Origin of the sequence: Streptomyces sp. NPDC046915, from assembly GCF_040644935.1 — a bacterium.
Classification (GTDB): domain Bacteria; phylum Actinomycetota; class Actinomycetes; order Streptomycetales; family Streptomycetaceae; genus Streptomyces.
In genome coordinates this window covers 448,941-460,077 of sequence record NZ_JBEYXB010000007.1, presented here as the reverse complement: position 1 = coordinate 460,077, position 11,137 = coordinate 448,941, and the positions used below count along the sequence as shown (strand labels likewise).

At 74.3% G+C, this 11,137-nt stretch carries 11 protein-coding genes; 5 read left to right on the top strand and 6 right to left on the bottom strand.

Annotation, left to right across the window (positions count from 1 at the left end):
• Positions 1-10: 10 nt before the first annotated feature.
• The 3 genes from ABZ915_RS21160 to ABZ915_RS21150 form a co-directional block, all read right to left on the bottom strand.
• Entirely contained in the window at positions 11-889 is an 879-nt protein-coding gene (locus ABZ915_RS21160) for a hypothetical protein (RefSeq protein WP_361805037.1), read from the bottom strand.
• Positions 890-920: 31 nt separating this feature from the next.
• On the bottom strand, positions 921-2,447 hold the full coding sequence (locus ABZ915_RS21155) for a hypothetical protein (protein ID WP_361805034.1): 1,527 nt from the start codon (positions 2,445-2,447) through the stop codon (positions 921-923).
• Positions 2,448-2,527: 80 nt separating this feature from the next.
• Complete coding sequence (locus ABZ915_RS21150) at positions 2,528-3,289, bottom strand: GntR family transcriptional regulator (protein ID WP_361805031.1); 762 nt, start codon at positions 3,287-3,289, stop codon at positions 2,528-2,530.
• 127 nt (positions 3,290-3,416) lie between these two features.
• On the opposite strand from ABZ915_RS21150, the gene ABZ915_RS21145 reads away from it, so the two are divergent.
• From ABZ915_RS21145 to ABZ915_RS21125, 5 genes are read left to right on the top strand one after another with little or no spacing between them, the layout of a single operon-like run.
• Complete coding sequence (locus ABZ915_RS21145) at positions 3,417-4,736, top strand: MFS transporter (protein WP_361805028.1); 1,320 nt, start codon at positions 3,417-3,419, stop codon at positions 4,734-4,736.
• Positions 4,733-5,563: a putative hydro-lyase gene (locus tag ABZ915_RS21140; protein WP_361805025.1), complete on the top strand. Its 831-nt coding sequence runs from the start codon at positions 4,733-4,735 to the stop codon at positions 5,561-5,563. Before ABZ915_RS21145 ends, ABZ915_RS21140 begins: the two co-directional genes overlap by 4 nt.
• 29 nt (positions 5,564-5,592) lie before the next feature.
• Positions 5,593-6,351, top strand: a complete 759-nt coding sequence (locus ABZ915_RS21135) for a 5-oxoprolinase subunit PxpA (RefSeq protein WP_361805022.1) — start codon at positions 5,593-5,595, stop codon at positions 6,349-6,351.
• Complete coding sequence (locus ABZ915_RS21130; protein WP_361805019.1) at positions 6,348-6,965, top strand: allophanate hydrolase subunit 1; 618 nt, start codon at positions 6,348-6,350, stop codon at positions 6,963-6,965. Before ABZ915_RS21135 ends, ABZ915_RS21130 begins: the two co-directional genes overlap by 4 nt.
• Complete coding sequence (locus ABZ915_RS21125; protein ID WP_361805016.1) at positions 6,962-7,831, top strand: biotin-dependent carboxyltransferase family protein; 870 nt, start codon at positions 6,962-6,964, stop codon at positions 7,829-7,831. The genes ABZ915_RS21130 and ABZ915_RS21125 overlap by 4 nt, the downstream gene beginning before the upstream one ends.
• Before the next feature lie 4 nt (positions 7,832-7,835).
• On the opposite strand, the gene ABZ915_RS21120 is transcribed toward ABZ915_RS21125, so the two are convergent.
• Genes ABZ915_RS21120 through ABZ915_RS21110 form a run of 3 tightly spaced genes read right to left on the bottom strand, consistent with a single transcriptional unit; the run spans position 7,836 to position 11,049 of the window.
• Entirely contained in the window at positions 7,836-8,684 is an 849-nt protein-coding gene (locus ABZ915_RS21120) for an SGNH/GDSL hydrolase family protein (protein ID WP_361805013.1), read from the bottom strand.
• Positions 8,681-9,922, bottom strand: a complete 1,242-nt coding sequence (locus ABZ915_RS21115) for a glycosyltransferase (RefSeq protein ID WP_361805010.1) — start codon at positions 9,920-9,922, stop codon at positions 8,681-8,683. Before ABZ915_RS21115 ends, ABZ915_RS21120 begins: the two co-directional genes overlap by 4 nt.
• Positions 9,919-11,049, bottom strand: coding sequence for a glycosyltransferase family 1 protein (locus ABZ915_RS21110; RefSeq protein ID WP_361805007.1), 1,131 nt, complete (start codon positions 11,047-11,049; stop codon positions 9,919-9,921). Before ABZ915_RS21110 ends, ABZ915_RS21115 begins: the two co-directional genes overlap by 4 nt.
• Positions 11,050-11,137: the final 88 nt, after the last annotated feature.

The following is an 11,137-nucleotide window of genomic DNA, read 5'->3' as shown; positions in this document are numbered from 1 at the left end:
GCTGAGGGGTTCAGGAGTGGAACGGCAGCCCGGCGTCGGCCACCAGGTCCAGGTCGTCGGTGTCCTCGGCGGGCAGCAGGCTGGCCGTGCCGTCGGTGACCGGGACGACGCCCAGTTCGAGGAGCTCGGCCATTGCGGCGCCGCCCGCCAGATCGCGTACCTGGAGCTGGTAGCGGGCGGTCGTGCGGTAGGTGCCGCCGCTTTCGTCGCCCGTGCGGTGGAGGAACCCGGAGTCGGTGAGGAATCCGACGGCCTTCGCCACGATGCCCGTGGTCGAGGCGGCCGGCCGGCGTGCGTCCTTGGTGGCGCCGGTCGCGCTGCGTCTGGCCCAGATCCGCCAGGCGGCCTCCAGTCCGGGCGCGTCGGTGGCCGGGTCGGTGTTCTCGCCCTGCTCCTCGGCGCGCTCCTCCAGGCGCCGGCAGGCCTGCCGCACGAAGGCGTCGACGCCGTTGACGCTGACGCGCCCGATGTAGCCGTCGTCGGCCAGGTCCTCCGGCCTCGGGAAGGCCAGCGCGGCGACGGCGAGATGGGCCAGCCCGTGCAGGAACCGGTCCCCGGAGTCGGCGGACGTGCGACGCGCGTAGTCGCCCATGCGGACGGCGAACACCGAGTCCTCGGCGGCCGTCACGGCCATCCCCGCGCGCGGGGACACCTCGAGCACCACGAGTCCGAGTCCGGCGGCGACGGCGTCCGCGAGCCGCGCGAAGGGCGGGTTCTCGCGGTAGCGGCGCAGCAGTTCGGTGTACTCCTGGTCGCGGGCGGGCTGGAGCTTGGGCTGGAGCCCGAAGGCGACGAGCCGGGCCGCGTCGGCGGCGTCGGCGGGGGTGACGGCGGAGCTCACCGGCGCGGCGGCAGGCTCGGGCTCACTCCGGTCGACGTGCTCGGTCACGGCTTCGGCTCCTTGTCGCTCGCTCGGTCACTCATGCTGCTTCCGTCCGGTCCGCGGCCATCCCCGCCGCGTCCAGCAGGGCGGTGCCGACGATGAGATCGGCCCCGCCGAACTCGGGATCGTCCAGCTCGGTCCCGTCGTCCACGGCGAACAGGAGCTTCTCCTCGCCCTGCCGGTAGGCGGTCCCCACCGGCGGACTGGCCGCGTGCACCGCCAGCAGCGCCACCAGATAGGGCAGGTCGGGGTCCTGCCGTCGGGCTTCGGCCAGCAGCCCGGACAGCCGTCGGGGCGCGTCCGCCGGAAGGTCCAGCAACTCCGTCGCCGCGGCCAGCTGCTCCTCGCTGAACCGGCTGTCGTCCGGCGTGGCGATCAGGTCGGGCTCGGGCATCTCGGCGCCCAGGTGTTCACGCTCCATCGGCGGCGTGAGCAGTATGTCGACGAGATCGACGACCCGGACCGACACCGGCGTGCGGAGGCCCGTCCCGCGCGCGAAGAAGGCGTCCGTGACCCGGATCGCCTGCTCCAGGGCCAGCGGGAGCACGGGCGCGACGAGATGCCCGTACAGGTCTATGCCCGAGGCGGCCAGGGGGGTGGCGAAGGCCTGCCGGTCCTGCTCGGCGCGGAAGAGGGGGCCGGCCTCCAGCAGGCGCGACTGGAGCTGTGTGTGCCGCCGGATGCAGTCCTTGACGATGTCGACCAGTTCGGCGGCCCGCCGCTTGTGCTCGGGGTCCTCGGTCTCGTCGCGTGCCTTGCGGATGTTGGTGAGGATCGCGTTCTCGTGGCGGTACCGGTCGGCCACGTGGTCCAGGGCCTCGGTGATCATGTCGGGCACGGCGCTGAGCCAGTCCACCGCGCGGACGTTGCGCCGGGTCGCGTCCAGGGCACGGCGCAGGGTCTCCGAGTACTGGACGGTCCGGTACCGGGCCTGCTCCGCGGCGAGCTGGGCGTCGGCGAGACGGCCGCGGTTGATGAGCACCTCGAGCTTGACCTCGGCGGCGATCTGGGCACTGGTGACATCGGTGTCGAGGGCGCCGACGAGGACGTTGACGGCTTCGTCGGTCGTCCGGAGGTAGACCGTGCCGCCGGGACCGGGGACCTCCTCGATCAGCTTGAAGTCGTAGTCACGGCGCACATACGTGCCGTCCGGCGCGAACGTGCCGTACACCGCGCGGAAGCCGCGGTCGACGCTGCCGACGTTGATCAGGTTCTCCAGGACCCAGCGGGCCACGCGCTCGTGCTCGGCGACGGGCCGCTGCGGGGCCTGGGCGGCGATGCGCGGGATGAGCCGGGCCACGATCTGCTCGTGGTCGGCGCCCGTGTCGAAGTCCATGTTCAGCGTGACGAGATCGATGGCCGCGAGGGCCACCTCGGCCATGCCGTACACCGAGTACTCGCCCGCCAGGTTGGCCTTGCGCGCGTCGAGGTCGTGCAGCGGCGCGGTGCAGGCGAGCGCCCGCAGCCGCCGCGCCAGCCCCTCGTCGGCGGCCGGCCCCGGCGCCGGGCGCGGCCCCGCGGTGAACTGGGGCGGAACGCTGTCCGTCGATGCAGGCGAAGTCACGGTGCACAGACTAGGTCCTCGGTCTGACAACGACCCAAACGACGCAGAAGCGACGGCCGTCACACAGACGCGAGGCGACCTCAGTCGGCGTCCCGTCCTTCCCGTACGTCCTGCCCGCTCCGTGCGTCCTGCCCGCCCCGTGCCTCCTGCCCGTCCTGCCCGACCCGGCGGCGGTAGACCTCCACGATCCGCTCCAGCGAGTCGGCGAAATAGGTGTGGAGCAGCTTCTCCGCCTCCCCGCGGTCCCCGGCCTGCAACGCCTGGAGGATCTGGCGGTTGCGGGCGAGGTACGGCTCGTGCAGCGCCTGCGGGTCGTCGACGACGTGGAAGGCGAGGCGCAGTTCGGCGAAGACGCTGCGCATCAGCTCGTCGGTGCGTTCACTGCCCGCCAGGGCGACCAGTTCCCGGTGGAAGTGGAAGTTGGCCGTCCCCAGCCCTTTCCAGTCATGCGCGACGGCCGCCTGCTGCCCCTCCGTGATCGCGGCGGCCAGTCCGTCCAGCGCGTACGGCGACTCCCCCAGACCCCGGACGACGGCGCATTCGACGAGGGCACGGATGCGGTAGATGTCCTCGACGTCCTCGACGGTCAGGACCCGGACGAACACACCCCGGTTGAGTTCGTGGACGAGCAGACGCTCATGGGTGAGCAGGCGGAATGCCTCGCGCAGGGTGTTGCGGGAGACGCCGAGCGCCCCGCCGATGCTGTCCTCCGACAGCCGGGTACCGGGCGGGAAGTAGCCCTCGGCGATACGGCCTCTGAGGATGTCCGAGACCCGCTCGGCGGTGCTGGTGCGCCCCAGGAGCGCGCGGTCGTCGGCCAGTCCCGTCAGCTGCTCTGCCATGCCCGGAATTCAACCGCAGATACAAGGACGAAACAACACGGGTATTGAAGGATCGTTGAACGATCCTCTACGGTGCTCGGCACGGCTCGCTTCTCCGCACCCTCCGTCCTCCCTCTGTGAGGTGCCCATGAGCACGACCCCTCCGCCACAGTCCGTGACCCCCGACGCGCAGTCGGCGCAAGGTGAAAGCAGTGCCGCGGACGGCCCGTTGGGCTGGCTGCACGCTCTCGGACCGCGCGGCCGCCGCGCCTTCGCCGGTGCTTTCGGCGGATATGCCCTGGACTCCTACGACTACTTCACGCTGCCGCTGAGCATGGTGGCGCTGGCGGCGCACTTCGGCCTCGACAGCGGCCAGACCGGCCTGTTCACCACCGTCACGCTGGTGGTCTCCGCGATCGGCGGCGCCGTGGCGGGCGTGGTGGCGGACCGGGTCGGCCGGGTCCGGGCCCTGATGATCACGGTGATCACCTACGCGGTGTTCACCGTGGCCTGCGGCTTCGCGCCCACCTACGAGACCCTGCTGGTCTTCCGGGCCCTCCAGGGCCTCGGCTTCGGCGGTGAGTGGGCGGTCGGCGCGATCCTGGTCGCCGAGTACGCGAGCGCCCGGCACCGGGGACGCACGCTGGGCGCGGTCCAGAGCTCATGGGCCGTCGGCTGGGCACTGGCGGCGATCGTCTACACGCTGGTGTTCTCCTTCGCGGACGACGACCTGGCCTGGCGCGTGATGTTCTGGACCGGCGCGCTGCCCGCACTGCTCGTGGTGTGGCTGCGCCGCCGCGTGCACGACGCCCCGCAGGCGAGCGCCGCCCGCGAACAGAGCCCGCAGCGCGGGTCGTTCACGGCCATCTTCCGGCCGGGCTCGGCCGAGGCGCCGGGACTGCTGCGCACGACGGTCTTCGCGGGTCTGCTGTCCACCGGCGTGCAGGGCGGCTACTACACGCTGGCGACCTGGGTGCCGACGTACCTGAAGAGCGAGCGCGGCCTGTCCGTCGTGGGCACCGGCGGCTATCTGACGTTCCTGATCTCCGGCGCCTTCCTCGGCTACCTGACCGGCGGCTACCTCACCGACCGACTCGGCCGGCGCCGCAACATCTGGCTCTTCGCCCTGCTGTCGGCCGTCTGCATCCTGGCGTACGCGAACATCCCCAGCGGCGCCAACACCCTGCTGCTGGTGCTCGGTTTCCCGCTCGGCTTCTGCATGTCGGCCATCTTCAGCGGGTTCGGTTCCTACCTGAGCGAGCTGTACCCGACGGCGGTGCGCGGCACCGGACAGGGCTTCACCTACAACACCGGTCGCGCGGTGGGCGCCGTCTTCCCGACCCTGGTGGGCTTCCTGGCCGACAGCTGGGGCGTGGGCGGCGCGCTCGTCTTCGGGGCGATCGGGTACGGCATCGCGGCCCTGGCCCTGCTGGGGCTGCCGGAGACGCGCGGAACGGAGCTGCGGTGACCACGGCGAACCGCACCGGGGACCGTCCCCTGCCCCTCGTCGACGAGCACGCGCACGCGTGGAGCCCGAAAGCCGCGCGGGAACGCTTCCGGGAAGGCCTGGCGGGCCCCACGGCCGGGGTCGCGGCCGGTCACACGCAGGCCAACCTGATCTCGGTGCCCGCCGACTGGGCCTACGAGATGCTGCTGTTCTGCCAGCGCAACCCCAAGCCCTGCCCGGTACTCGACGTCACGGACGCCGGTTCGTGCACCACCGTTCTCGCCGAGGGCGCGGACCTGCGCACCGACCTGCCGCGCTACCGGGTGTGGGTGGACGGCGAACTGGCGGACGAGCCGACGGACGTGCGCGCCCACTGGCGGGACGACCTGGTCTCGTTCGTGATCGGGTGCAGCTTCACCTTCGAGTGGGCGCTGACCGCGGCCGGCGTGCCGATCCGCCACGTCGAGCAGGGCCGCAACGTGCCGATGTACGTCACCAGCCGCGAGTGCCGTCCGGCGGGGCGGCTGCGCGGCCCGATGGTGGTGTCCATGCGCCCGGTGCCACCGGAGCATCTGACGGCCGCGATCCGGGAGAGCAGTCTGCTCCCGGCGGTGCACGGCAGCCCCGTGCACTGTGGTGACCCGGTGGCGCTCGGCATCGACGACCTCGGTGCGCCCGACTTCGGCGACCCGGTGGCCGCCGAGCCGGACGACATCCCGGTGTTCTGGGCCTGCGGGGTGACCCCGCAGGCCGCGGTGATGGCCTCACGCCCGCCGTTCGCCATCACGCACGCCCCGGGCCAGATGTTCCTCACCGACGCCCGCGACGAGCAGTACCGCGTCCTGTGACCGCACGGGACACGAACGGAAGAAGATCCATGACCTCGATCGATCTGAACGCCGACCTCGGCGAGGGTTTCGGCCGCTGGCGGCTCACCGACGACGAACGGCTGCTGTCCGTCGTCACCAGCGCCAACGTGGCCTGCGGCTTCCACGCCGGGGACGCGGCCACCATGCGCCGGGTGTGCGAGCTGGCGGCCGAGCGCGGCGTGACGGTCGGCGCGCAGGTCTCCTACCGGGACCTGGCGGGGTTCGGGCGGCGCGCGATGGACGTGCCGCCCGCCGAACTGGCGGCCGAGGTGGCCTACCAGATCGGCGCCCTGGAGGTGTTCGCTCGCGCGGCGGGCGCGCGCGTGGCGTACGTGAAGCCGCACGGTGCCCTCTACAACCGGGTGGTGCACGACGAGGAACAGGCCGGGGCGGTGATCGAGGGCGTGCTCCTGGCGGACGGTTCGCTGCCGGTCCTCGGTCTGCCCGGCTCGCGCCTGCTGGACCTGGCCCGCAAGGCGGGGCTGCCGGCCGTCACGGAGGCTTTCGCGGACCGCGCGTACACCGAGGCGGGCACGCTCGTGCCGCGCGGCCGGGACGGGGCGGTGGTCAGCGATCCGGAGGCGGTCGTGGAGCGCTCGGTGGAGCTCGCGCGCTCCGGCACGGTCACCGCGCACTCCGGCGCGCGCATCGAGGTGCGGGCCCGTTCTCTGTGCCTGCACGGGGACACGCCCGGCGCGGTCGAGCTGGCCCTCCGGGTGCGTGAGCGGCTGGTGGCGTCGGGTCTGACCGTGGAGGCCTTCGCATGAGGGCGCTGCCCGTCGGCGACCGCGGGCTGCTGGTCGAGCTGGCCTCGGGCGAGGAGGCCCAGGCGCTGCACGCGGAACTGCTGCGGCGCCGTGCGGAAGGGCTGTTGTCCGTCCGCGAGATCGTGCCCGCCGCCCGCACGGTCCTCCTCGACGGCCTCGACGACCCGGAGCGGCTGGCCTCTGAGCTGACCGCCGCCGAGGTGCCGCCCTCGATCCCACGCGCGCGTGAGGCCGTCGAGCTCCCGGTCCGCTACGACGGCCCGGACCTCGCCGACGTCGCCGCCCACTGGAACGTTCCGGCTCACGAGGTGGCCCGCATCCACGCGGCCACCGAGTTCACCGTCGCCTTCTGCGGGTTCGCGCCGGGCTTCGGCTACCTCACCGGACTCGCGCCGCGCTACGACGTGCCGCGCCGGGCCACCCCGCGCACGTCCGTCCCGGCCGGCGCCGTCGGGCTGGCCGGCCCGTACACCGGTGTGTACCCGCGGTCGTCGCCGGGCGGCTGGCAGCTGATCGGCACGACCGACGCGGTCCTGTGGGACCACGCGCGCGTGCCGGCCGCGCTGCTGTCACCGGGCGCGCGCGTCCGCTTCGTACCGGTGGGGGACGCATGACCGACCGGGCGCTCGTGGTGGTACGCGCCGGAGCGCTGACCACCGTGCAGGACCGGGGGCGGCCCGGATACGCCCACCTCGGCGTCCCACGCTCCGGGGCGCTCGACCCGCCCTCGGCGGCACTCGTCAACCGGCTGGTCGGCAACGCGCCCGACGCGGCCGTCCTGGAGACGACGCTCACCGGCTGCGCCCTGCGCCCGCGTTCGACGGTCACGGTGGCGGTCGCGGGCGCGCCGTGCCCCGTGCGGGTGGGCGGGCGGCCGGTGGTCTGGGGCGCGCCGGTCGTGGTGCCGGCCGGCGAGGTGCTGGAGGTCGGGGCGGCCGAGCGGGGAGTACGCGCCTACGTGGGCGTGTGTGGCGGCATCGCCGTCGAGCCGGTCCTCGGCAGCCGCTCGGCGGACCTGCTGTCCGGTCTCGGACCGGCGCCGCTCGCGGACGGGGCGGTGCTGCCCCTGGGTCGCCCGTCGGTCCCGCACGCGCGCGTGGACGTCGCCCCGCAGCCCGGCCCGCCCGCCGAGCTCGTGCTGCGGGTGACGCTCGGCCCGCGCGACGACTGGTTCACGCCCGGGGCCGTCCGCGAGCTCACCGCGCGGACGTTCCGCGTGTCGTCGGCGAGCAACCGCATCGGGCTGCGCACGGAGGGACCCGCCCTGGAGCGGGCCCGCCCCGGCGAACTGCCCAGCGAGGGCATGGTCCTGGGCGCGGTGCAGGTCCCTCCGAACGGCCGGCCCGTGGTGTTCCTGGCCGACCACCCGACCACCGGGGGCTACCCGGTGATCGCGGTGGTCCGCGCCGCCGACCTGCCGGCGGCCGGGCAGGCACTGCCGGGCACGCCGGTCCGCTTCGTGGCCGTCCGCCGCCGTTGAGCCCTCAGGCGGCGTCCGGGCGCTCCACTGCCGACAGCGCGGCGAGCGCGGCCGACACGGCGTGTGCGGTGCGCAGGTCGAGGCGGGCGCTGGTGCCGCGGGCGCGGTGGCGCATCTCGTCGGCGGCCAGCCCCAGCAGCTGCGGCAGCAGGTCGGTGCACCGGCGGGCCACCCAGCCCGTCCCGGCCGTGGCCAGCCACCACAGGCTCGCCGACCGGGTGGGCGCGGGGAACTCCGGTTCCGCCGAGGGCGCGGGCCCGCTCGCCCTGCCCGCCTCGGTGAGGAGGGCGTGGAAGCGCACGGCGAGCTGCCGGTGGCCGCGCTCGCCGGGGTGCAGCCGGTCCGCGCTCCACAGCGCGCGGTCGGTGAGCCAGGCTCCTTCCGAGGCGTGCAGGTGGACGGCGCCGTACCGCTCGGAGAGCGCGTGCACCACGGCGTTGACCGCGCGTTGCCGCCGGGCGAGCGGGCGGGCCAGCACACTCGGCAGTCCCAGCATCGCGCCGGGGTCGGGCAGGCAGGCCGTGAGCAGGACGGCGCCCCGGCCGGTGAAGGCCGCGTAGACCTCGTCCAGCCGGGCGGCCACCGCGTGGATGTCGAAGGTGCAGCGCAGCGTGTCGTTGACGCCGATGACGACCGACACCAGGTCCGGGCGCAGCTCCAGTCCGGCCGGGGTCTGCCGCTCCAGCACGTCACGCGTCTGCGCCCCGCTGAGGGCGAGGTTGGTGAACTCCGCCTGCTCCTCGGCCAGCCCGTCGGCCAGCAGTGCGGCCCAGCCGCGCCGGCCGTCGCCGACGGGGTCGCCCACGCCCTCGGTGAGGGAGTCCCCCAGGGCCACGAAGCGGACCGGTCTCATGCGACGCCCTCCGCGACACCGCGACGGGAGGGTGCCGGCGCATCGCCGGCCTGGGGACGGTGCTGTGCCGTCCCGTCGACCCCGGTGGGACGGCACAGCACCGTGGCGTCGTGCGCCGTCAGGAACGCCTCCACCGCCGCGCCCCATCCGAAGCACTCCGCACGCGCGCGTGCGGCCTCCCGGCGCTCCGGCTCGGAGCGCGCCAGAAGCATCTCCACCGCGTCGGCGAAGGCCTCCCCGCGGTCGGCCGCCGTGGCCCCCGCGGAGCCGATCACCTCGGGCAGCGCGGACGAGGCGCTGGCCACCACGGGCGTACCGCACGCCATGGCCTCCAGGGCGGCGAGCCCGAAGGTCTCGGCGGGTCCGGGCGCCAGGCACACGTCCGCGGAGGCCTGGAGCGCCCCCAGCAGACAGCGGTCCGAGACGTGCCCGAGGAAGGTGACCGGCAGCCCGCGCTCCCGCGCCCGCTGCTCCAGCCGTCCCCGCAGCGGCCCGTCCCCGGCCACCACGAGCACCGCCCGCCGTCCGCGTCGCAGCAGCGCGTCCAGGGCGTCGAGGGCCGTGCCGGGCCGCTTCTCGACGGACAGCCGGGAACACATCACCAGCAGCGCCTCGTCCACGCGCGCGTGCCGCCCACGCAGCCCGGTGTCACGCAGGGAGGGATGCCGTTCCATCAGGTCCACGCCCAGCGGAGCGCGTACGACGTTGCGCGCGCCGATCCGGACGAACTCCCGCTCGGCGAACTCGGTGGTGCACACGACCCGCGAGTACACGTGCGCCGTGCGGAGGTTGAGTGCGTCGGCGGCGCGCCGGGAGAGGTTCTCCGGCAGGCCCCAGGTGCGCAGCACACCGTCGGCGGTCTCGTGGGAGACCATCACGGCGGGGACCCGGGCCCGCCGTGCCCACCTGCCGGTCCACCGGAGGGTCGTACGGTCGGACACCTCCAGGCGGTCCGGGGCGAGCTCCTCCAGGAGGGCCGCGACGCGCCGTTTGTCGGTGAGCACGCGGTAGCCACCGGTGCCGGGCAGCATCGGGCCGGGCAGCGTGATCACGCGGCCCTGCTCGGTCTCGCGGTCGGTGTGGCGCTCACCGGGGACGACGAGGACGGGTTCGTGGCCCGCCGCGCGGAAACCCCTGCCGAGCTCGCGCAGGGCGGTGCGCAGACCGCCCGAGGCGGGGGCGACGAAGTTGGCGAGCCGCACGATCCGCAGGGGCCGGGTGCCGGTTTCCTCGGTCATGCCGCCACCACCGTCTTCCGCGCGCCGAGCACGTCCTCGTAGTGCTCGATCAGCTGGTCGCCGACGGCCGCCCAGGTCCGTCCCTCGACCATGGCCCGCCCCGCGACGCCGTAGGCGGTCCGCAGCGCCGGGTCGGTGACCAGGGCCGCCACGGCGTCCCGTACGGCGTCGGCGTCGCGCGGCGGCACCAGCAGCCCGGTGCGGCCGTGGGCCACCAGGTCGAGCGGTCCGCCCGCGGCGGGCGCCACGACCGGCACGCCGCTGGCCATGGCCTCCTGGACGGTCTGGCAGAAGGTCTCGAAGGGGCCCGTGTGCGCGAACACGTCCAGCGAGGCGAAGATCCGGGCGAGTTCGTCGCCGGTGCGGCGGCCCAGGAAGACCGCGCCCGGCAGCGCCTCGCTCAGGGCCGGCCGGCTGGGCCCGTCGCCCACGACGACGACCCGTACGCCCTCCAGACCGCAGACGCCAGCCAGCAGCTCGACCTGCTTCTCGGGGGCGAGCCGCCCGACGTAGCCGACGATCACCTCGCCGTTCGGGGCGAGTTCACGGCGCAGCACCTCGTCGCGCCGGTCGGGGCGGAAACGGACGGTGTCCACGCCGCGCGGCCAGAGCCGTACCCGGGGCACCCCGTGCTCCTCCAGGTCGTGCAGGGCGGCGCTGGAGGGGGCGAGGGTGCGGTCGGCGGCGGAGTGCACGGAGCGGATGCGGCGCCAGGCTGCCGCCTCGCCGGCGCCCATGTAGGTGCGGGCGTATCCGGCCAGGTCGGTCTGGTAGACGGCGACGGCCGGGACGCCCAGCCGGGCGGCGGCGGCCATGCCGCGGACGCCGAGGACGAAGGGGCTGGCGAGGTGGACCAGGTCGGCGCGGTGCTCGGTGACGGCCGCGGCGAGGCGCCGGCTGGGGAGGGCGACGCGGACCTGGGGGTAGCCGGGGAGCGGGAGAGAAGGGACATGGACGACGGGGCACGGCGCCGCGAGGGCGTCTGCCTTGACACCGGGCGCGGGCGCCGGCGCGACGACGAGCGGAAGGTGACCGCGATCTACGAGGTGCCTGGCGGTCTGGAGCGCGCAGTGGGCCACGCCGTTCACATCGGGGGGAAAGGATTCGGTCACGATGACGACACGCATAACGGTGTTGTCGCCGCGCCGGACGTGGCCGCGTCAACGTGGATCTTTCCGGACGAGGAACGTCGTGTGAGCGTTGCAGTGCACACCC

What these genes read in the sequence shown, in the direction of transcription:
- ABZ915_RS21115 (WP_361805010.1), bottom strand. Translation starts at nt 9,922, where the DNA reads ATGACCGAGGAAACCGGCACCCGGCCCCTGCGGATCGTGCGGCTCGCC.
- ABZ915_RS21135 (WP_361805022.1), top strand. Translation starts at nt 5,593, where the DNA reads ATGACCTCGATCGATCTGAACGCCGACCTCGGCGAGGGTTTCGGCCGC.
- ABZ915_RS21125 (WP_361805016.1), top strand. Translation starts at nt 6,962, where the DNA reads ATGACCGACCGGGCGCTCGTGGTGGTACGCGCCGGAGCGCTGACCACC.
- ABZ915_RS21150 (WP_361805031.1), bottom strand. Translation starts at nt 3,289, where the DNA reads ATGGCAGAGCAGCTGACGGGACTGGCCGACGACCGCGCGCTCCTGGGG.
- ABZ915_RS21120 (WP_361805013.1), bottom strand. Translation starts at nt 8,684, where the DNA reads ATGAGACCGGTCCGCTTCGTGGCCCTGGGGGACTCCCTCACCGAGGGC.
- ABZ915_RS21110 (WP_361805007.1), bottom strand. Translation starts at nt 11,049, where the DNA reads ATGCGTGTCGTCATCGTGACCGAATCCTTTCCCCCCGATGTGAACGGC.
- ABZ915_RS21145 (WP_361805028.1), top strand. Translation starts at nt 3,417, where the DNA reads ATGAGCACGACCCCTCCGCCACAGTCCGTGACCCCCGACGCGCAGTCG.
- ABZ915_RS21130 (WP_361805019.1), top strand. Translation starts at nt 6,348, where the DNA reads ATGAGGGCGCTGCCCGTCGGCGACCGCGGGCTGCTGGTCGAGCTGGCC.